We start from the raw sequence: 21,310 nt of genomic DNA, 5'->3' as shown, positions 1-21,310 counted from the left end.
GATCCAAACAGTCAGGCTCCATTCAGCTCGGAACCTTTATTGTGTTTCTGAATATTGGTTGCACAAAATTTTCACAATGCCTCCAAGACAATTCGCCCGCGCTGAAATGACAGAACAGTAATCAATGGCAATGCCGTTGGTGATCGTGCAACATTTGCGCACCGCGCAAACCCCGGGTCCGAGTACTGGCCAACAGAGGGCAGGGCGCAGTTGTACTTTTGAAACTTCAACTTCCAATGGGTCCTAAAACGACATGGCAATCCCGGACGCCCTGAGTCAGCAGCGAGCCTCGAGTCGCCTGCTGCAACCGACCGTCAAATCGCATCTGGCATACACGCTGCTGTGCGCCCTGGTCATGATGGTGATGTTTTCCGCGCTGCGCCTCGCGCTGCTGGTCTACAACCGCGAAATGATCCTCGATACACCGGCCTCGACCTTTGTTGAGGCGTTCGCCAATGGCCTGCGTTTCGACCTGCGTCTGGTGGTCTACCTCAGCATTCCGTTGCTGCTGGCACTGTTCAGTGCCCGGGCCATGGCCGCGCGCGGGTTGTTCCGTCTCTGGTTGACCATTGCGTCCAGCATTGCGTTGTTCCTGGGCCTGATGGAGATGGACTTCTACCGTGAATTTCACCAGCGCCTCAACGGCCTGGTCTTCCAGTATGTGAAGGAAGATCCGAAAACCGTAATGAGCATGCTCTGGTACGGTTTCCCGGTTGTTCGCTACTTGCTGGCATGGGCCGTTGGCACCTGGCTCCTGAGCCTGGCGTTCAAGGGCGCAGACCGTGCGACCCGACCTCGTGGTCCATTCAGCGGCGGAAGCATTAGTACACGCCAGGTCGCGCCCTGGTACGCGCGCGCCATGGTGTTCGTGGTTTGCCTGCTGATCTGCGTAGTCGCGGCCCGTGGCACCCTGCGCCAGGGCCCGCCAATGCGTTGGGGTGACGTCTACACCACCGATTCCAACTTCGCCAACCAGTTGGGCCTCAACGGCACACTGTCCCTTGTGGCTGCGGCCAAAAGCCGGATGTCCGAAGATCGCGACAACATCTGGAAAGCCACGTTGCCACAACCCATGGCGCAGCAGACCGTGCGTGACATGCTGGTGATGAAGGACGACAAACTGGTCGATGGCGAAATCGCCGCTGTACGCCGTGACTACACACCGCCTGCAGACAAGACCCTGCCGATCAAGAACGTCGTTGTGATCCTGATGGAAAGCATGGCCGGTCACTCGGTAGGTGCACTGGGCGGCCCGGGCAACATCACGCCGTACCTCGACAACCTGTCGAAGGAAGGCTTGCTGTTCGACCGTTTCTTCTCCAACGGTACTCACACCCACCAAGGCATGTTCGCCACCATGGCGTGCTTCCCGAACCTGCCGGGCTTCGAATACCTGATGCAGACGCCGGAAGGCAGCCACAAGTTGTCCGGTCTGCCGCAGCTGCTCAGCGCCCGGGATTTCGACGATGTGTATGTCTACAACGGTGACTTTGCCTGGGACAACCAGTCCGGCTTCTTCAGCAACCAGGGCATGACCAACTTCATCGGGCGTAATGACTTCGTTAACCCGGTGTTCTCCGATCCGACCTGGGGTGTGTCCGACCAGGACATGTTCGACCGTGGTCTGGTGGAACTCAAAGCCCGTGATGGCAAGGACAAGAAACCGTTCTATGCCTTGCTGCAAACCCTGTCCAACCACACGCCGTATGCCTTGCCGACGCCATTGCCGGTCGAGCGCGTGACCGATCGCGGTAGCCTGAACGATCATTTGACCGCCATGCGTTACGCCGACTGGGCGCTGGGGCAATTCTTCGAGAAGGCCCGCAAGGAGCCTTACTTCAAGGAAACCCTGTTTATCGTCGTCGGCGACCACGGCTTCGGCAACGAGCGTCAGATCAGTGAAATGGACCTGGGCCGTTTCAACGTACCGATGCTGATGATTGCACCGGGCATCCAGGAAAAGTTCGGCCAGCGCAACCACACCGTGGGCACGCAGATCGACATCGTTCCAACCATCATGGGGCGTCTGGGCGGCGAAGTGCGCCATCAATGCTGGGGACGTGACCTGCTTAACCTGCCTGAGGGTGATCCCGGATTTGGCGTGATCAAGCCTTCCGGCAGCGAACAGACCACGGCGATCATCACCGCTGACCAGATTCTGGTACTGCCCAAGGATAAGGACATGGCACCGAAGATGTACCGGTACGAACTGGGCACCAATCCCCATGCCGAGATTATTCCGGATGCACCGCGTACTGCCGAGTTGAGGACCAAACTTGAGTCGTTCCTGCAAACGGCGACCAAGAGCCTGATCGATAACACCGCGGGTGTGGTCAATGGCAAACCGGACTAACAAGCCAGGCTAAACAGTGACGCAATAGAAAAGAGGCCCTTATAAGGCCTCTTTTTTTGCCGGTTAGATCGTCATATCTTGCCCAGTAACAACAGAATCAGTATCACCACCAACACCACGCCGATGATACCGGACGGGCCATAACCCCAACTTCTGGAGTGCGGGAAGACCGGTAAACCACCGATCAGTAACAGGATCAGAATGATGAGAAGAATTGTGCCCATGTCTGTTTCCTTGCAGTCAGTATTGAGGAATGACTTAGCCGTTATCGGTCAGCGGGAATGTCATTTATTCGAACCGCTTAAAAAATCCGACCGCCACGACTGAAAGAAAATTCCAAGTTTTTTAGAAGTTTTTCGAACCAAATCCCATTCCCTTTCTCATTGCATTAGTTGATCCAGCCGTTCCTGCGGTTTGCTCGGGCCATTCAGCAATCTGATGGAGCGTGGGTCGGACAATATCCTTCGCTACACTCGGCGCATCTTCCCCAGAACAACAAGGCTGTTTGCTATGCAAAATCGCATGATGATCACTGGCGCAGGCTCGGGCCTGGGTCGCGAAATCGCGCTGCGCTGGGCGCGTGAAGGCTGGCAACTGGCCTTGTCAGACGTCAGCGAGCCGGGCCTGCAGGAAACGTTGAAACAGGTGCGCGAAGCCGGCGGCGACGGTTTTATCCAGCGCTGCGATGTCCGCGATTACAGCCAATTGACGGCGTTTGCCCAAGCTTGCGAAGAAAAGCTTGGCGGCATCGATGTGATCGTCAATAACGCAGGCGTGGCGTCGGGCGGGTTTTTCAGTGAATTGTCCCTGGAAGACTGGGACTGGCAGATCGCGATCAACCTGATGGGCGTGGTCAAGGGCTGCAAGGCATTCTTGCCACTGCTGGAAAAGAGCAAAGGCAAGATCATCAACATCGCCTCGATGGCCGCGTTGATGCAAGGCCCGGCCATGAGTAACTACAACGTGGCCAAGGCCGGCGTAGTGGCGTTGTCCGAAAGCCTGCTGATTGAACTGGCTCAACAGGAAGTGGGCGTGCATGTGGTTTGTCCGTCGTTCTTCCAGACCAACTTGCTCGACTCCTTCCGTGGCCCGACCCCGGCCATGAAAGCCCAGGTCGGCAAGTTACTGGAAAGTTCACCCATCAGCGCTGCTGATATTGCCGACTACATCTATCAGCAGGTCGCTGCGGGCGAGTTCATGATTCTGCCCCACGAACAGGGCCGCATGGCTTGGGCACTCAAGCAGAAGAACCCGCAACTGCTCTACGACGAAATGACTGTGATGGCCGATAAAATGCGCGCCAAGGCCAAACAGAACGCAGGCTGAACTTGCCCGCAAGCAACTGCGTCGTTAGGGTGGCCGCCATCGGCCACTCTCGCGAGACGTTCGCATGCTCAATTACTTGTGGTTTTTCCTTGCCGCGCTGTTCGAAATAGCCGGTTGCTTCGCTTTCTGGATCTGGTTGCGCCAGGGTAAAAGCGCCTGGTGGATCCTGCCGGCGCTGGTCAGCCTGACCTTGTTCGCGCTGTTGCTGACGCGAATCGAGTCGACCTATGCCGGTCGTGCCTACGCCGCTTATGGCGGTATCTACATCATTGCCTCGATTGGCTGGCTGGCGGTGGTCGAGCGGATCCGTCCCCTCGGCTCAGACTGGATCGGTGTGGCGCTCTGCGTGATTGGCGCCAGCATCATTCTGTTCGGTCCGCGTTTTTCCGCATCCTGACGCATTGGCCACGAATTCAAACCCCTTGTCAGACGTTTCCGTCAGCGGTGTGAGCCTGGACTGTAAGTTCTGTCTCAATTGCCGCTGTTGCCTTGTGGGCGTGGCATGGGCCGGGCATCTTCAAGGTCCGGTAACCCTGAAGGACAAAGGCCATGCTTGTACTCAGTCGCGTAGTGGGCGAATTGATTTCCATCGGTGACGACATTTCCGTACGCGTCGTTGCCGTCAACGGCAACACCGTGCGCTTTGGCGTGGAGGCGCCGAAAAGCGTCAATGTGCATCGCGCGGAAATCTACGAGCGCATCAAGCGCAAGGTGCCCCGGAAGAAAAAATCAGTCAAATAGATGCTTGGGCACATCATGCTTGAGCATCAACTGGCATTGCTCGCTTTCCGGGTCGAAGACGATCAATGCCTGACCCTTGATCAACGCTTGGCGCACGCGCAGTACGCGGGTTTCCAGAGGTGTGTCATCGCCATTGTCGGTGCCGTCACGGGTCACGAAATCCTCGATCAGGCGGGTGAGGGTGTCGACTTCAAGTTGGTCGTGGGGAATCAGCATGGTGGCCTCGGCTAAATCAGTGGCGCGATGCTACGGCGAATGTTGCGTTGCGGCTAGCCTGGGACCGTGTTGTCTGCGCCACCGTCTTCGCGGGCAAGCCTCGCTCCTACAAGGGCACATCGAACCTGTGGGAGCGGGCTTGCCCGCGATGACGTCAGCCCAGACAAAACAAAACCAGGTCAACTATCCGATCGCAGCCCCACCAAACTATCTACCGACGGCACCCGCGTATCGCTTTCCATCTGGGTGTCGTGTTCGATCTGGTGACTGAAGCGGTCCAGTGAGCCCTGGGCGGGTTGCGCGTCGCTGGCGAATACCGGTGGGCTGAGGATGTAGGCACCGAGCAGTCGGCTGAGGGTGGCGAGGCTGTCGATATGAGTGCGTTCATAGCCGTGGGTGGCGTCGCAGCCGAAGGCGAGCAGGGCGGTGCGAATGTCATGGCCGGCAGTGACCGCCGAGTGCGCATCACTGAAGTAGTAACGGAACAGATCACGGCGCACCGGTAGTTCGTTATCACTGGCCAGACGCAACAGATGCCGCGATAGGTGATAGTCGTAGGGGCCACCGGAATCCTGCATGGCAATACTCACGGCGTGCTCGCTCGAATGCTGACCGGGCGCGACCGGTGCGATATCGATGCCGACGAATTCGCTGACATCCCACGGCAGCGCCGCCGCCGCGCCGCTGCCGGTTTCCTCGGTGATGGTGAACAGCGGATGGCAATCGATCTGCAAGGGTTCGCCGCTATCGACGATGGCTTTCAACGCCGCCAGCAACGCGGCGACGCCGGCCTTGTCGTCCAGATGCCGGGCGCTGATGTGGCCGCTTTCGGTGAATTCCGGCAGCGGATCGAAGGCAACGAAGTCGCCGACGCTGATGCCCAGCGAATCACAATCGGCGCGGGTGGCGCAGTAGGCGTCCAGGCGCAGTTCGATGTGATCCCAACTGATCGGCATTTCATCCACGGCGGTGTTGAATGCATGCCCGGAAGCCATCAGGGGTAGCACACTGCCGCGGATCACGCCGTTGTCGGTGAACAGGCTCACTCGGCTGCCTTCGGCAAAACGGCTGGACCAGCAGCCCACGGGGGCCAAAGTCAGTCGACCGTTATCCTTGACCGCACGCACAGCCGCGCCAATGGTGTCCAGGTGCGCGGAAACAGCGCGGTCGGGGCTGTTCTTCTTGCCCTTGAGCGTGGCGCGGATGGTGCCGCGACGGGTCATTTCGAAAGGAATGCCCAGTTCTTCAAGGCGTTCGGCGACATAGCGCACGATGGTGTCGGTGAACCCGGTGGGGCTGGGAATGGCGAGCATTTCCAGCAGGACTTTTTGCAGGTAGGTCAGGTCCGGTTCTGGGTATTTGATGGTCATGGAAACTCCTGATGAATTGAGGCCATCGATGGTTTCGATGAGAGGTGCACCTCTCCCTGTAGGAGCTGCCGCAGGCTGCGATCTTTTGATCTTGCTTTTAAACAACCAAAAGATCGCAGCCTCGTTGCACTCGACAGCTCCTACAAGGGAACGTGACTGTAGGGAAACAACAAATCCACAAAGCGTTCGGCCGTCGGTTGTGGTTCATGGTTGGCCAATCCAGCGCGCTCATTGGCTTCGATAAACACGTACTCAGGCTGATCGGCGGCGCACACCATCAAATCGAGCCCGACCACAGGAATGTCCAGTGCCCGCGCAGCCCGTACCGCAGCGTCGGCCAGCGTCGGGTGCAGAATCGCGGTGACGTCCTCGAGAATGCCACCGGTGTGCAGATTCGCCGTACGCCGCACGAACAAGTGCTCGCCGGCCGGCAGAATGCTGCTGTAGTCGAAACCGGCGACCTGCAAGGTGCGCTGGGTTTCATGATCCAGCGGGATTTTGCTTTCACCATCGGTGGCGGCCTGGCGGCGTCGGCTCTGGGCTTCGATCAGCGCGCCGATGGAATGCTGACCATCACCCACCACTTCAGCCGGTTTGCGAATGGCCGCCGCAACCACTTCAAAGCCGATCACCAGAATGCGTAGATCCAGGCCTGCATGAAAGCTTTCCAGCAACACGCGGCTGTCGAACTTGCGGGCCGATTCGATGGCTTGCTGGACGTCTTCAATGGTCTGCAGATCCACCGCCACGCCCTGGCCTTGTTCGCCGTCCAGCGGCTTGACCACCACCCGATGGTGTTCGTCGAGAAACGCCAGGTTGTCGTCGGCATTCCCCGCCGGCTGCTGCGCAGGCAGGTTGAGCCCGGCAGCCTTGAGCACTTTGTGGGTCAGGCTTTTGTCCTGGCACAGGCTCATGCTGATGGCGCTGGTCAGGTCGCTGAGGGACTCACGACAACGCACCCGACGCCCGCCATGGCTGAGGGTAAACATGCCTGCATTGGCATCATCGACTTGCACATCGATGCCGCGACGGTGGGCTTCCTCGACGATGATCCGCGCATACGGATTGAACGCCACTTCGGGACCGGGGCCGAGAAACAACGGCTGATTGATGCCATTTTTGCGCTTGATGGCGAAGGTCGAGAGGTTGCGGAAGCCGAGCTTTGCATAGAGGTTTTTCGCCTGGCGGTTGTCGTGCAGCACCGACAGGTCGAGGTAACTCAACCCTCGGCTCATGAAATGCTCGATCAAATGCCGCACCAGCACTTCACCTACGCCGGGCCGCGAACAATGCGGGTCGACCGCCAGGCACCAGAGGCTGCTGCCGTTTTCCGGATCATTGAACGCCTTGTGATGATTGAGGCCCATGACGCTGCCGATCACAGCGCCGCTGTCCTCATCTTCGGCCAGCCAGTACACCGGGCCGCCCAGGTGTCGCGGCGTCAGTAACGTGGCATCGATCGGCAGCATGCCGCGAGCGTGGTACAGCTGGTTGATGGCGTGCCAGTCGGCATCGCTTTGGGCACGACGAATGCGAAACCCGCGAAACACCCGGGTCGCCTGGCGGTAATCGCTGAACCACAGGCGTAAAGTGTCGGACGGATCGAGGAACAACTGGGCCGGCTCCAGCCCCAACACTTGCTGGGGCGCGGCGACGTACAGGGCAATGTCCCGCTCGCCCGGCTGCTCGTTGAGCAATTCGCGGGCAAGGCTGGCTGCATCGGCGAAGGTGTGGCCGATGAGTAAACGGCCCCAGCCGCAATGCACCGCGATCGGCTCTGCGTTCAGTGTGCTGCCGTCTTCGGCCAGGCGTGCCTGCAAGCGTTCGTAGGAGGGCGCCTGACCGCGCAACAAGCGTTGGCCCAGCGCCGTGGCGTGAGGTTTCATCGATCAGATTCCTTGTTCACTGAGCCACAGGTTCAGGGCCGCCAGTTGCCACAGCTTGGAGCCGCGCAACGGCGTCAGTTGACCTTGCGGGTCAGTCAATAAACGGTCGAGCATGGCGGGATTGAACAGGCCGCGATCCTGGCTTGGATCGAGCAGCAGTTCGCGCACCCAGTTCAGCGTGTCGCCCTGCAGATGCTTGAGTCCCGGCACCGGGAAGTAACCTTTCTTGCGGTCGATCACTTCACTGGGAATCACCAGGCGTGCGGCCTCTTTGAGTACTTGCTTGCCACCGTCCGGCAGTTTGAATTGGCCAGGTACCCGCGCCGACAATTCCACCAGGCGATAGTCGAGAAACGGCGTGCGCGCTTCCAGGCCCCAGGTCATGGTCATGTTGTCGACACGTTTGACCGGGTCGTCCACCAGCATCACCGTGCTGTCCAGCCGCAGGGCTTTGTCTACGGCGGCATCCGCACCAGGCTGTGCGAAATGTGCTTTGACGAAGTCGCCTGCGGCGTCATTGTCCGTCAGCCATTTCGGCTGCACGGTGGCGGCGTAGTCGTCGTAGCTGCGGTCGAAAAATGCCTCGCGATAGGCCGCATACGGATCACTCGCACCGTCCACTTGCGGATACCAATGATAGCCGGCGAACAATTCGTCGGCGCCCTGGCCGCTTTGCACCACTTTGCAATGTTTGGCCACCTCCCGGGAAAGCAGGTAGAAGGCAATGCAGTCGTGACTGACCATCGGTTCGCTCATGGCACGGAACGCGGCGGGCAGTTGTTCGATGATCTCTTTTTCGTCGATGCGCAGTTGATGATGTCGGGTGCCGTAGTGCCTGGCGATCAGGTCCGAGTATTGGAACTCGTCGCCACGCTCGCCACCGGCATCCTGGAAGCCGATGGAGAAGGTCGACAGGTTTTCCACGCCGACTTCGCGCAGTAGCCCCACCAGCATGCTCGAATCGACACCGCCCGAGAGCAGCACGCCGACATCGACTGCCGCCCGCTGACGAATGGCCACCGCGTCACGCGTACTGTCGAGCACACGGTCGCGCCAGTCTTCGAGTGTCAGGTTTTTCTCATCGTCGTGTGGGCCGTAGGGCAGGGTCCACCAGGTTTTTTGCTCGGTACGGCCATCCGCTTCAATACGCATCCAGGTTGCTGGCGGCAGTTTTTCGATGCCTGCCAGTAACGTGCGCGGTGCCGGGACCACAGCATGGAAATTCAGATAGTGATTGAGCGCCACCGGATCGAGGAGCGGGTTGATGTCACCACCCTTGAGCAGCGCCGGCAGCGCTGAGGCGAAGCGCAGGCGCTGGCCGGTGCGCGACAGGTACAACGGTTTCACACCAAGACGGTCGCGGGCGATGAACAGGCGTCGTGTGTCGCGTTCCCAGATGGCAAAGGCAAACATGCCGTTGAGTTTCGGCAGCAGCGCTTCACCCCAGGCGTGGAAACCCTTGAGCAGCACTTCGGTGTCGCCTCCGGAATAGAAGGCATAACCGAGGCTTTCCAGTTCAGTGCGCAATTCCGGGTAGTTGTAGATCGCGCCGTTAAAGGCCAGGGACAAGCCCAGTTGGTTGTCGATCATCGGCTGCGCCGAGCCGTCCGACAGGTCCATGATTTTCAGGCGTCGATGGCCAAGGGCAATCGGTCCCTGACTATGAAAACCCCAGGCGTCAGGGCCGCGAGGTGCAAGGTGATGGGTGATTCGTTCAACCGCCGCGAGGTCTGCAGGTTGATTGTCAAAACGTAACTCGCCAGCTAATCCGCACATAAATTCCTTACCGGTTTTTCCGTTGGGGAGGGTCAATCGCTACCGCGCCAAGAATGGCGGGTACTCAGAAACTGACCTGTCTCGGAAGTGGGAGTTTTATATCGATAAGTTATAAGCGGCTCCTGCAGACAAAGCCCGTCATGGCAGAAGTGGTTACCGAACAGGCGGTAGATATTGCTGTGATGCATTCGGGTATTGGTTTGAACAACTGCAAATCCGAATCGTTTTTTGAGTTTTTATTTGCCGTTTTTGCCCCGTAGCCTCAATGCATCTCAACGCAATAAGGATATTGCTCGTGCTATCTACCTCCATAACAACGCCTTCCGTTGCGACATTGACGTCGGCTCAACGCCTTGAGGTTTTACTGGAACATACAGGTGACCTCGACCAGGCCGAAGTCCTGCAAGCGACAATCCCCCAGTGGCTGGTCACCGCGGATCTGAGCGTGGCTCAGGCCTTCAATTCAACGGTTCAACAGTCCAATCTTTCCTACGGTAAAGCCAGGGAAGTTCTCGCAAGGCTTAAGCCGATGGACGAATTCTGTAGGCAGGAGTTGTCCAGGTTGCTCCGGCAAAAGTGGACGGTTGATGTCGATGTAGAGCGGGATACGCTGGAAATCACCACCAGAATTCTTGCATCCACCGGACTGGTTCCAGTTGCCTGGGAGGCAGGAAAAAAAACGCAATCTCGCAGTCTGCTGCACGCCGCCATGGAGAATTTCGCGATCGAGGAAACCCGGCAGGGGGGCATTGCCGGTGAATCCCTGATAAGGATTAACGCGATCCCCCAGACAGGCACTGAAATCACACCTGCGAAATTTGCTGCACTGTGTCGCGAGCTCAACCTTGGCGCCCGCTACCTGCGGCACATCAACGAGGTTTTGGCACTACCGGCCATCACCACGGGAAATCCACCAGGCCCCGCGACGCCTGCTGACATCCGGCAATTGAAGTTGTTGGATTTACAAGTCGCCGCTCATATGGCTTACCTGAAAAAGGACATCAGCAGCACTGCTTACACGATGTTGCTTCGCGTCATCGAGCAAGCGGTTCCGGCGGCTCAAGCCAAAGGGGCATTATTCGATGGTGCGCCGGTGATCTGGCAAGGCTTGATGATCGATGAGGTTTGCATATGTGGAGTGTTGGTGTTTACCAAGGCCTCCATCGATACCGCCCCCTCCGCCAAGTGCATGGTTTACATGCCGAACGAACCCAGGCGACCCTTGTATGAATACGCTTCGCTCGATGAGTTCAAGACCTATTTGACGCTCCATCTGCAAAGCAAAAGCTATAGAAAACGCTTTGCCGAGCAATATCTTCTCCAATACGACAAGGCTGATTTTTTCAGCCGTTTCGATAAGAGCAAGAAATTGGGCGCGTTCATTTCCATGTCTGCAAATACGCGCCTGGATGATTTCTTCTTCAACTCTTTTGTCAGCAAAACCCAAAAGGATGCGCGAGCCCTCGTCGTCCCGAACGCTGATGTCGATGAACTCCAGCGAGACAAAACCATCCAGTCGTTGCTCGATGGTGGTCTTTTTCTGTTGAACGCGGCCTCATTTTTCGTACCTGTGATTGGCCAGTTGATGCTGGCAGTGGCAGTCGTCGAGATCATCGGTGAGGTGTATGAAGGCGTGCAGGATTGGTCGCACGGTGACTGCGGCGAAGCGCTTGCGCACTTGCTGAATGTTGTTGAAAGCCTGGCGCAGATGGCTGCTTTCGCAGCGGGGCAAAAAATCGTGAGCTCGCTTGCCAGCAAAGTAGTGCGCACGAAGCCGGATTTTTTCAATTCGTACATGCCGATAAAAAATGCGGCCGGCGACCCGCGTTTGTGGAAGTCCGATCTCAAGTCTTATGAGCAACCGCTTACCGGCAGTGAGGAAATGATTGCCGATGCCAACGGGCTCTACTCGCTCAATGATCAGAAGTACGTGCGGATCGATGATCGTTATCATCTGGTCAAGTTCGATGCAGATGCAGAGAGCTGGAAGATCAAACATCCGATGCGCCTGGGCGAGTATTCGCCAGTTCTGGTACACAACGGGCAGGGAGGTTGGCGTCATGCCGGCGAGCGCCCACAAGAGTGGACCGAGGGGGCCTATGCACTGAAGCGGCTCGATTCACGGCTGGCGTCGGTGGATGAAAGTCGCCTGGAAAACATACGTCAGGCGACTGGCTGCTCCCTCAGCCAGTTACATCAGTTAAGCGAGGAAAACCTGCCGTTGCCCGCACGGTTGCAGGACTCGATCGAGCGTTTTCGCCTGGAGCAACGCATTAGTGACTGTATTGCGACATTGGAGAAGGGCGATCCCAAGACCGCGCTCTACGCCGCAGAGCAGATGATGGCCTTGCCTTCGATGAATGGCTGGCCGTCGGGTCGTTACATTCGGGTGGTCGAGGGCGAAGACTTCACGGAGTACTTTCCGACCAACGCATTGATTGCCAACCAAGACCTTGCGGTTGATGTCACCAAGGAAGAAATGGCACAAGGTCGCTTGCTCGAAAGGATGGTTGCCGGGCTGTATCCCAATGAAGTGGAGACCCTGCTGGGTGGCAAGGTCACTGGCCAAACCCAGAACGACGCGTTGGCCAAGAAGCTTGCCGCTTCAATGAAAGGCGAGCGGTTGGCGCTGTTTAATCGTCTGTATGCACAACATGACACCAGTAGCGCCAGTGACGCCGGAGTGCTCAGATCCGCCTTCCCACAGCTGCCTTATGACATCACCAAAGAACTGATCGACAGTGCCAGCAGTGTTGAGCGCTTGCGTCTGCGAGACAAAAAACGGGTCCCCATGAGGTTGGCACAACGGGCTCGTGAAGCATTGGCCGAGGTAAAGCTGGACAGGGCCATCAGTGGGTTTCATTTGCCGCAGATCGCCGATGTCGACACGCAAAATCTGGCCTTCTCTTTGCTCGAATATTTGCCTGGCTGGGACAGCGAATTTTTACTGGAACTGCGTGAAGGCACCATCAAGGGGCCGGTTCTGCGCAGTATTGGCAAACCCGGCAGCGTACTGACGCGCACGATTGTCCAGTCGGCGGAGGGTTACCGGGTTTACGACATCTATGGCACGGTGCTCGGTAGCGTGATCCCGGGGCCGGACGCCGTCTACCAGGCCATTGTGAAAGCCCTGCCTGAAGCACAACGCAGCGCCATGGGGTTGGGGGCCATCGGGCCGGCACAAGTCTCGACCTTACGCAGCCAAGTGATAGCCCGTGCAATTGAGGATCGTGTCCAAAGCACGCGCCTGCTGTCGAACGAACCCGTGGCTGAAACGGTGACTTCCATCTCCTGCATACAGGCCAGTCCGCCAGCGCCGTCCTCCCATGCATCAGGCCTGATGTCCAAAGCCAGAAAGCTCTACCCGCTAAAGACCGATGCACACATCAGCACGCTGCTCGACAGCTTGGGTAGCGATCATTTGAGCCGTGCCAAAGCGATTCAACAGCGACAAAAGCAGCTCGAAAAACTGCGGGCAGCGCTGAAAGCCTGGCGCAATGACGACACCGAAATGCGCAAGCTGTCGGGCGACCTCAACGAATACAAGCAAAGTCGTCGACAAGTGGCCGACACCATTGAAGACGCCTGGAGGCAAATGGTGCGGGTGCGAGACGAGCAGAGGTCGAGCAGCGTACCGGGGCTGAAACTTGACAGCATGCGGGTCGGCAAGCTGCCGACATTACCGCCGGACATCGACTTCAGTCACGTAGAGCTCCTATCGCTTAAAAACATGGAGCAAGGCAATGACCTGGCGTACTTCATCAAGCATTTCAAGAAACTGCAGTCTCTGGAGATGGACGACAACCAACTGACTCTGCTGCCCGAAGCTATTTCTTCGATGACGGACCTCAAGTATCTGAGCCTGACCAATAACAAGCTGGCCATGACGGAGCAAACGTTGAAGAAGCTGACGGCCATGCGCTTTCTGGAGACATTGAGCCTGAGCAAGAACCCCTTGGGCACTCCTCCAGACGTCAGCAAGATGTTCGATCTGCGTTTGTTGATGCTGCGCGACACCAGGGCTACCGAGCTGCCAAAAGGGTTGGCGAAATTACCCAATCTTGAGCGCGTCGATCTGCGCGATAACGACATCACAACGCTGCCGGACTGGTTGTTTACGATTCCCAAAAGTTTCAGTGAAACCATCAACCTGCGAACCAATCCGTTGGTCAAGGCCAGCGCCGACAAGCTCAAGGAGTACCGCGATCGCGTCGGTGTCGGCATGGGCTATCTGGAAGATGACATTGCGCGTCTGGATGAACAGAGTGCTAAAGCGCTCTGGCTACCAGAGGAAGTCAGTGTGACCTATACGGCACGCGGTGCGATCTGGACCGCATTCAAGGATGATCCCGGTTCCGATGGGCTTTTCCGCTTGCTGGCCGAGTTGGGGAATACGGCTGACGGTCAGCATGTGCGCGAGGACATGACTCGGCGGGTCTGGGCGGTGCTGGAAGCCGCCGAAGGCAGCGCTGAATTGCGTGAGCAAGTGTTTGAGCTCGCGGCCAATCCGATTAACTGCACCGACTCTGCGGCATTGAACTTCAGTCATCTGGAGGTGGCCGTAGAGATCGAGAAGGTCACGGGTTTGATGGACAGTGAAGAGCCTACGGCAGACTCACTGTTGAAATTGGGCAAGGGGCTGTTTCGGCTCGATCAGTTGGACCAGATCACCCAGGCGCACATCGTCAAGCACCCAAGCGCCGACCATCTGGAGGTCGGCCTGGCTTACCGCACGGGGCTGGTCAACGATCTTGAGTTGCCTGGTCAACCGCAACACATGCGCTACAAGTCTCTGGGGGGCGTGTCGGCACAAGACCTGCAAGCGGCGAAAGCACAAGTGCAAACCGCCGAACAGTCATCCGAACTGGTCACCTTCCTGACGCAGCGGCCGTTCTGGATCGACTACCTGAAAAGAGCCTATCCCAGTGATTTCTCATCCACCATGGATCCCTTTCATGAACGACTGCAAAAAGTCTTTGATCAGAAAGACACACTGAAAGACGGCGACTTCCGCACGCAACTCGATGCCATCAAGGACGAGCAAGTCGCGAAAGAGAACACACTTCTGGAAAAACTGACCAAGGACGTCATGAAACTGGCCGATACCGACACCTGTGCCATTGGCGAGCGCTGACCGGCTCAGGTGCCACGGATCAACCGCCGCAGGGCAAAACGGTTGGGGTGGCACGCTTCGGCGACTGCGCGTGGCAGCGGCAACGGTTCGTTCTCCAACCATGCCGCCAGCAACTCGCCTGACAGCGGCGCGGTGATCAGGCCTCGTGATCCGTGCCCGCTATTGACGTACAGGCCATCGAGCCACGGGCAGGGGACATCCGGCACTTGTCGGGCGTCCTTGCCCAATGCAGCGTAGGCCTGAGTGAATGCCCGGCCGTCGGCCAATGGACCCACGATGGGCAGATAGTCGGGGCTGGTGCAACGAAATGCCGCCCGGCCTTGCAGTTGCTCCGGGTCCAATTGGTCGGCATGCAGTCGGCTGGCCAGGTCGCTGGAAATCTCTTCCAGTAACTGCAGGTTGCCCAAGTGTTCGGCGGTGCTCGGCGTCAGATCATCGCTGTTGAAATCGAAACTGGCGCCCAGGGTGTGTTCACCCAGCCGCGCCGGGGCCACGTAACCTTCTGCGCAGACTACGGTGGCCAAGTCCTGGCTGGCGCTGGTTTGCGCCAGGCGGGTGATCTGCCCGCGAATTCGCTTGAGCGGCAGGTCGGCGCTTTGCTCGAAACGCTTGATCTCTGCCGCGCCGGCCAACACCACGACCGGTGCGCCGGCGAGTAGTTTGTCGCCAGACCAGGCTTGCCACTGGTCATCCACCTTGCGCAGCTCCAGCACATCTTGATGGGGCAGCAATTGCACATTGGGGTGACTGGCTTGCCACTGGCACAGTGCGGGAGGATGAACCCAACCACCTTGCGGATAGAACAGCCCACCACTGGCCAGCTCAATACCCGACCGAGTGCAGGCCTGCTGCTGATCGAGCACATGCAGCAAGTCTGGTGCGAAGGCCGCTGCCAACTGTGCCTGACGCTCGGCTTCCTTGGCATTGAACGCCAGTTGCAGAACCCCGCAACCATCCCAGTCGACACCTCGGTGCAAGTGTTCGAGCAGGCGTCGGGTGTAACCGAAACCGCTGACGATCAGTTGTGACAAGGCGGTGCCGTGGGCTGACAGTTTCAGATACAACACGCCCTGCGGATTTCCCGAAGCTTCCTGCGCCAGAGAATCGTGGCGTTCCAGCAACGACACTTGCCAGCCCCGTGATGCCAGGCTTGCAGCCGTGGCGCAACCGGCCAGACCTGCACCAATGACCAGCGCGCGACGTTCACCGGTCAGCAGGCCAGGTCGGGAAAACCATGGCTTGACCGGTATCGGAGCGGCAACCTCCGGCGGCCATCCAAGGAACGCGCCGCGCAGGATTTCCCATTTGTGGCCGATGCCCGGCGTGCGTTTCATCTTGAAGCCAGCGGCGTTGAGCAGGCGTCGGACCCAACCGGTGCTGGTAAAGGTGCTGATGGTCGAGCCGGGGGCGGCCAGTCGTGCCAGTTCGACAAACAGTTCGGCGGTCCACATGTCAGGATTTTTCGCCGGGGCAAAGCCGTCGAGAAACCAGGCGTCGATTTGCGCATCCAGCTGCGGCAGCTGTTCCAGCGCATCGCCGATCAACAAGGTCAGCGTCACTCGCCCGTTGGCCAGCGTCAGGCGCTGAAAGCCTTGATGGATAGCCACGTACTGCGCCAACAACTGATCGGCAAATACCTTGAGTTCCGGCCACAACGACAGAGCGCGTTGCAGATCGGCAGGGCTCAACGGGTACTTTTCGACGCTGACAAAATGCAGCCGCGCATCGGCCGCTGCATGTTGCTCGAACACTTGCCAGGCACACAGAAAGTTCAGCCCCGTGCCGAAACCGGTTTCGCCGATCACCAGACGCCCGCCCTGGGGCAACGCGGCAAAGCGCTCGGCCAGACGATTCTGCTCGATGAACACATAGCGGGTTTCGTCCAGCCCTGACTTGTCGGAGAAATACACATCGTCGAACACGCGTGAGTACGGACGACCTTGGTCGTCCCAGTCGAGTTGGGCGTGGGGCAGTACAGGTTTCATGGCAGGCTCGGTCACGGCAAGGCGGCCATTCTAGCCGATCGCGGGCCAGGCGCTTGATCCATGGCAACGTCCGTCACGCAGCGGACGTCGAAAATGGGATTTCTCCCACGCAGGAGAGGTCAATCCGCTAGTCTTGCTCAAATCTGGAAGGGAGCCATCCATGTTCGAATCCGCTGAAATCGATCACGCCATCGACAAAGAAACCTACGACGCTGAAGTGCCGGCCTTGCGCGAAGCCTTGCTTGAAGCGCAGTTCGAGTTGCGCCAGCAGAGCCGCTTTCCGGTGATCATCCTGATCAATGGTATTGAAGGCGCCGGCAAGGGCGAGACGGTCAAGTTGCTCAACGAATGGATGGACCCGCGCTTGATCGAGGTTCGCACCTTCGATCAGCAAACCGACGAAGAGCTGGCGCGGCCACCGGCCTGGCGTTATTGGCGGATGCTGCCGGCAAAGGGGCGCATGGGGATTTTCTTTGGTAACTGGTACAGCCAGATGCTGCAGGGCCGGGTCCATGGAGAGTTCAAGGACCCGCGCTTCGATCAGGCGATCAACGGTGCCGAGCGTCTGGAAAAGATGCTGTGCGATGAAGGCGCACTGATCTTCAAGTTCTGGTTCCACCTTTCCAAGAAACAAATGAAGGCCCGCCTCAAGGCATTGGCCGACGACCCGTTGCACAGCTGGCGCATCAGCCCGCTGGACTGGCAGCAATCGGAGACCTACGACCGTTTTGTTAAATTCGGCGAGCGAGTTTTGCGTCGCACCAGCCGTGACTATGCACCGTGGCATGTGATCGCCGGAATGGACCCCCATTACCGCAGCCTGGTCGTGGGCAAGATTTTGCTCGAGGGCCTGCAAAGTGCTCTGAAGCGCCCAAAAATTCACCCGGAAAAGGTCAACGTCGCACCCGTGTTCCCCAGTGTTGATCAACTGAACCTGCTGGACAGCCTTGACCTGACCTTGTGCTTGGCCAAGGACGATTATGAGGAGCAACTGATCACTGAACAGGCGCGGTTTTCCGGCCTGATGCGCGACAAGCGCATGCGTCGTCACGCACTGATGGCGGTGTTCGAAGGCAACGACGCGGCGGGCAAGGGCGGGGCGATTCGCCGGGTGGCTGCGGCGCTGGACCCGCGTCAGTACAGCATCGTGCCCATCGCCGCGCCCACGGAAGAAGAGCGGGCGCAGCCGTATATGTGGCGGTTCTGGCGGCATATACCGTCGCGCGGGAAGTTCACCGTGTTCGACCGCTCTTGGTATGGCCGGGTGTTGGTGGAGCGTATCGAAGGGTTTTGCAGCACGGCGGACTGGTTACGGGCCTACGGCGAAATCAATGATTTTGAAGAGCAGATCGCTGACGCCGGGATTATCGTCGTCAAGTTCTGGCTGGCCATCGATAAACAGACGCAACTGGAGCGCTTTCAGGAGCGTGAGGAGATTCCCTTCAAGCGCTTCAAAATCACCGAAGACGATTGGCGCAATCGCGAAAAGTGGGACGACTATCGCGCCGCTGTCGGCGACATGGTCGACCGCACCAGCACTGAAATCTCGCCGTGGACACTGATCGAGGCAAACGACAAGCGCTGGGCGCGGGTCAAGGTCCTGCGCACCATCAATCGGGCACTGGAAACAGCCTTCGAGAAGTCCGACAAGCGTGCGAAGAAGGAAAACAAGAAGTAAGCGATGGTTACGCATACGCGGGGTGAATGATTGTCGCGGTCGCTAATTGGGTGGGCTTATGCTCGGTCCACTCTCAACCGACAACAACAATGAGGTATGCCATGCGTGAAGTGGTGATCGTCGACAGCGTACGGACTGGCCTGGCCAAATCCTTTCGCGGCAAGTTCAACATGACTCGACCGGACGACATGGCGGCGCATTGCGTCGATGCCCTGTTGGCGCGCACCGGCATTGACCCGGCCAGTGTCGAAGACTGTATCGTCGGCGCCGGTTCCAACGAAGGTGCGCAGGGCTACAACATCGGTCGCAATGTCGCGGTGCTGTCGCGCCTGGGCATCGGCACTGCCGGCATGACCCTCAACCGTTTCTGCTCGTCGGGTTTGCAGGCGATTGCCATCGCAGCCAACCAGATCGCTTCGGGTTGCAGCGACATCATCGTCGCCGGTGGCGTCGAGTCGATCAGCCTGACCATGAAAAGCGTCAACACCGACAACCTGATCAATCCGTTGCTCAAGGAACAGGTGCCGGGCATTTACTTCCCGATGGGCCAGACCGCCGAAATCGTTGCTCGCCGTTACAACGTCAGCCGCGAAGAACAGGACCTGTACGCCCTGCAAAGCCAGCAACGCACCGCCCAGGCACAGGCTGCCGGGCTGTTCGATGATGAAATCGTGCCAATGGCGGTGAAATACCGTGTCGAGGACAAGGCCACCGGCCAGGTGCAGGTCCTCGATGGCATTGTCGATCGTGATGACTGCAACCGTCCGGATACCACGCTGCAAAGCCTGGCCAGCCTGAATCCGGTGTTCGCTGAAGATGGCTCGGTCACGGCCGGCAACTCGTCGCAGCTGTCCGACGGCGCGTCCATGACCCTGGTGATGAGCCTGGAAAAAGCCCTGGCACTGGGCTTGAAACCCAAAGCGTTTTTCCGTGGCTTTACCGTGGCCGGTTGCGAGCCGGATGAGATGGGTATCGGCCCGGTGTTCTCGGTACCGAAACTGCTCAAGGCCAAGGGCTTGCAGATCGGCGATATCGATCTGTGGGAGCTCAACGAGGCTTTCGCGTCGCAGTGCCTGTATGCGCGTAATCGACTGGAAATCGATAACGACACGTACAACGTCAACGGTGGCTCGATCTCCATCGGCCACCCGTTCGGCATGACCGGCTCGCGTCAGGTCGGGCACCTTGTTCGGGAGCTGCAGCGACGTAACCTGCGCTACGGCATCGTCACCATGTGCGTGGGTGGCGGGATGGGGGCGACTGGGTTGTTTGAGGCGGTGCGCTGAACACCTAGGATGTGTAGCGACTGTTAAATAGCTATCGCGGGCAAGCCCGCTCCCACAATGGTTGGCGGTGATCATGAAATTGTGTACGCCACAAAACCTGTGGGAGCGGGCTTACCCGCGATGGAAGCGACGTGGTCTACTGTTCCGCGCTCAAAGATTGCACCCGCTCGATATAGGCCAGAATCTCCCGCTGCGCCGCCAGCCGATCAGCAAACGGCCCCTCCAGGGTGTTTTCCCGGGTGCTGAAGTACAACTCCCCATTCACACGACACAACCGGTCACTGCGAAAGAGCATGGCGGGGGCGTTGTCCTGGGCGCGCATGCCGTACATGGCAATCTCCTGAGGGGATGTTCCGGTTTCTGGATCCAATGAGCTTATGCAAGAAGCATTTGCAGCGCCTGGTGAACCGATCGACGGCAAGTCGCCAATTTAACGTTGCGACCTGCACAGTTTCATTCGCGGCCAGACCCTAACTGTCCCTGTGTGCCGCCCACCTGTGCGCCTAGAATGGCGGTACTTGTCATTGGGTTTCGGGGTACGCATGCACATCTCATCGGGTCGCTGGGTTTACGGTCTGTTCCTGGCGTTGCTGACAGCGCTGCTGTGGGGAATCCTGCCGATCAAACTCAAACAGGTGTTGCTGGTGATGGACCCGGTCACGGTGACCTGGTTTCGCCTGATGGTGTCCGGTGGCTGCCTATTCCTTTATCTGGCCGCGACCAAACGCCTGCCGAGTCGCAAAGTCCTCGGTCCGCGTGGTGGCTGGCTGGTGTTGATGGCGGTGCTCGGGTTGGTCGGCAACTATGTGTTGTACCTGATGGGCCTGAACCTGCTCAGCCCTGGCACCGCACAACTTGTGGTGCAGATGGGCCCGATCATGTTGTTGATCGCCAGTGTGTTTGTATTCAAGGAGCATTTCAGCTTGGGGCAGGGGATTGGCTTGCTGGTGCTGCTGATCGGTTTCGCCCTGTTTTTCAATCAGCGCCTGAGTGAACTGCTGACGTCGTTGACCGATTACACCGCGGGTGTGCTGCTGGTGCTGTTGGCGTCGACGGTCTGGACCTTTTATGCGCTGGGCCAGAAGCAATTGCTGACGGTGTGGAACTCGTTGCAGGTGATGATGGTGATCTACCTGTTCTGCGGTTTGCTGCTGACACCTTGGGTACACCCGCTCGAAGCGCTGCAACTGACCCCGTTGCAAGGCTGGCTGCTGTTTGCGTGTTGCATGAACACGTTGATTGCCTACGGCGCGTTTGCCGAGGCGCTGGCGCATTGGGAAGCGTCCCGCGTCAGTGCGACGCTGGCGATCACGCCGCTGGTGACCTTTGGCGCTGTCGCAGTGGCCGCCTGGTTGTGGCCGGACTATGTGCATGCCGAGACGATCAATGGCCTGGGATACGGCGGGGCGGTGCTGGTGGTGCTGGGGTCGGCGCTGGTGGCGTTGGGGCCTTCGTTGATTGCGGGGTTGAAGGCCCGGAAGATGCGGATGACGGCCAGCTAGACCGCGTTATCGTTCATCGCGGGCAAGCCACGCTCCCACAGGTTTTGTGTGGACCAC

At 58.5% G+C, this 21,310-nt stretch carries 15 protein-coding genes; 8 read left to right on the top strand and 7 right to left on the bottom strand.

Annotation, left to right across the window (positions count from 1 at the left end):
- Positions 1-253 precede the first annotated feature (253 nt).
- Positions 254-2,353 (top strand): LTA synthase family protein, encoded by a 2,100-nt coding sequence (locus tag ACRESJ_RS15680; protein ID WP_431758715.1) that lies wholly within the window; start codon positions 254-256, stop codon positions 2,351-2,353.
- A 71-nt stretch (positions 2,354-2,424) separates the two neighbouring features.
- Here ACRESJ_RS15680 and ACRESJ_RS15675 read toward each other — a convergent pair whose 3' ends face one another.
- Positions 2,425-2,577 (bottom strand): DUF3309 family protein, encoded by a 153-nt coding sequence (locus tag ACRESJ_RS15675; RefSeq protein ID WP_008060837.1) that lies wholly within the window; start codon positions 2,575-2,577, stop codon positions 2,425-2,427.
- Between the two features lie 286 nt (positions 2,578-2,863).
- Here ACRESJ_RS15675 and ACRESJ_RS15670 point away from each other — a divergent pair, with 286 nt between their 5' ends.
- The 3 genes from ACRESJ_RS15670 to csrA all read left to right on the top strand — a co-directional run bounded on the left by ACRESJ_RS15670 (position 2,864) and on the right by csrA (position 4,420).
- Positions 2,864-3,679 (top strand): SDR family oxidoreductase, encoded by an 816-nt coding sequence (locus ACRESJ_RS15670; RefSeq protein WP_431758714.1) that lies wholly within the window; start codon positions 2,864-2,866, stop codon positions 3,677-3,679.
- Between the two features lie 64 nt (positions 3,680-3,743).
- Positions 3,744-4,076, top strand: a complete 333-nt coding sequence (locus tag ACRESJ_RS15665; RefSeq protein WP_431758713.1) for a YnfA family protein — start codon at positions 3,744-3,746, stop codon at positions 4,074-4,076.
- A 152-nt stretch (positions 4,077-4,228) separates the two neighbouring features.
- A complete protein-coding gene (gene csrA, locus ACRESJ_RS15660; protein WP_431758712.1) occupies positions 4,229-4,420 on the top strand; it encodes a carbon storage regulator CsrA in 192 nt (63 codons plus the stop codon).
- Here csrA and ACRESJ_RS15655 read toward each other — a convergent pair.
- The 4 genes from ACRESJ_RS15655 to ACRESJ_RS15640 form a co-directional block, all read right to left on the bottom strand.
- Positions 4,409-4,636, bottom strand: coding sequence for a YheU family protein (locus ACRESJ_RS15655; protein WP_008060849.1), 228 nt, complete (start codon positions 4,634-4,636; stop codon positions 4,409-4,411). The two genes, csrA and ACRESJ_RS15655, sit on opposite strands and share 12 nt — an antisense overlap.
- Before the next feature lie 179 nt (positions 4,637-4,815).
- Positions 4,816-6,006: an osmoprotectant NAGGN system M42 family peptidase gene (locus ACRESJ_RS15650; RefSeq protein WP_431758711.1), complete on the bottom strand. Its 1,191-nt coding sequence runs from the start codon at positions 6,004-6,006 to the stop codon at positions 4,816-4,818.
- A 140-nt stretch (positions 6,007-6,146) separates the two neighbouring features.
- Positions 6,147-7,892 (bottom strand): N-acetylglutaminylglutamine synthetase, encoded by a 1,746-nt coding sequence (gene ngg / locus ACRESJ_RS15645; protein ID WP_431758710.1) that lies wholly within the window; start codon positions 7,890-7,892, stop codon positions 6,147-6,149.
- Positions 7,893-7,895: 3 nt separating this feature from the next.
- The gene (locus tag ACRESJ_RS15640) at positions 7,896-9,668 is read right to left on the bottom strand and encodes an N-acetylglutaminylglutamine amidotransferase (protein ID WP_431758709.1); all 1,773 of its coding nucleotides are present in this window, start codon (positions 9,666-9,668) and stop codon (positions 7,896-7,898) included.
- Between the two features lie 295 nt (positions 9,669-9,963).
- Between ACRESJ_RS15640 and ACRESJ_RS15635 the strand changes: the two genes are divergently transcribed.
- Positions 9,964-14,802, top strand: a complete 4,839-nt coding sequence (locus ACRESJ_RS15635; protein ID WP_431758708.1) for an NEL-type E3 ubiquitin ligase domain-containing protein — start codon at positions 9,964-9,966, stop codon at positions 14,800-14,802.
- Between the two features lie 5 nt (positions 14,803-14,807).
- Here ACRESJ_RS15635 and mnmC read toward each other — a convergent pair whose 3' ends face one another.
- A complete protein-coding gene (gene mnmC / locus ACRESJ_RS15630; RefSeq protein ID WP_431758707.1) occupies positions 14,808-16,787 on the bottom strand; it encodes a bifunctional tRNA (5-methylaminomethyl-2-thiouridine)(34)-methyltransferase MnmD/FAD-dependent 5-carboxymethylaminomethyl-2-thiouridine(34) oxidoreductase MnmC in 1,980 nt (659 codons plus the stop codon).
- 160 nt (positions 16,788-16,947) lie between these two features.
- On the opposite strand from mnmC, the gene pap reads away from it, so the two are divergent.
- Entirely contained in the window at positions 16,948-18,465 is a 1,518-nt protein-coding gene (pap, locus tag ACRESJ_RS15625) for a polyphosphate:AMP phosphotransferase (RefSeq protein ID WP_431758706.1), read from the top strand.
- Positions 18,466-18,566: 101 nt separating this feature from the next.
- A complete protein-coding gene (locus tag ACRESJ_RS15620) occupies positions 18,567-19,751 on the top strand; it encodes a thiolase family protein (RefSeq protein ID WP_431758705.1) in 1,185 nt (394 codons plus the stop codon).
- A 136-nt stretch (positions 19,752-19,887) separates the two neighbouring features.
- On the opposite strand, the gene ACRESJ_RS15615 is transcribed toward ACRESJ_RS15620, so the two are convergent.
- Positions 19,888-20,082, bottom strand: coding sequence for a DUF6316 family protein (locus ACRESJ_RS15615; RefSeq protein WP_431758704.1), 195 nt, complete (start codon positions 20,080-20,082; stop codon positions 19,888-19,890).
- A gap of 211 nt (positions 20,083-20,293) precedes the next feature.
- Here ACRESJ_RS15615 and ACRESJ_RS15610 point away from each other — a divergent pair, with 211 nt between their 5' ends.
- Positions 20,294-21,253, top strand: coding sequence for a DMT family transporter (locus tag ACRESJ_RS15610; protein ID WP_431758703.1), 960 nt, complete (start codon positions 20,294-20,296; stop codon positions 21,251-21,253).
- Positions 21,254-21,310: the final 57 nt, after the last annotated feature.

It is taken from the genome of Pseudomonas sp. (assembly GCF_050739655.1).
In the GTDB taxonomy this organism is placed as follows: domain Bacteria; phylum Pseudomonadota; class Gammaproteobacteria; order Pseudomonadales; family Pseudomonadaceae; genus Aquipseudomonas.
This window is presented reverse-complemented; position numbering and strand designations above follow the sequence as displayed.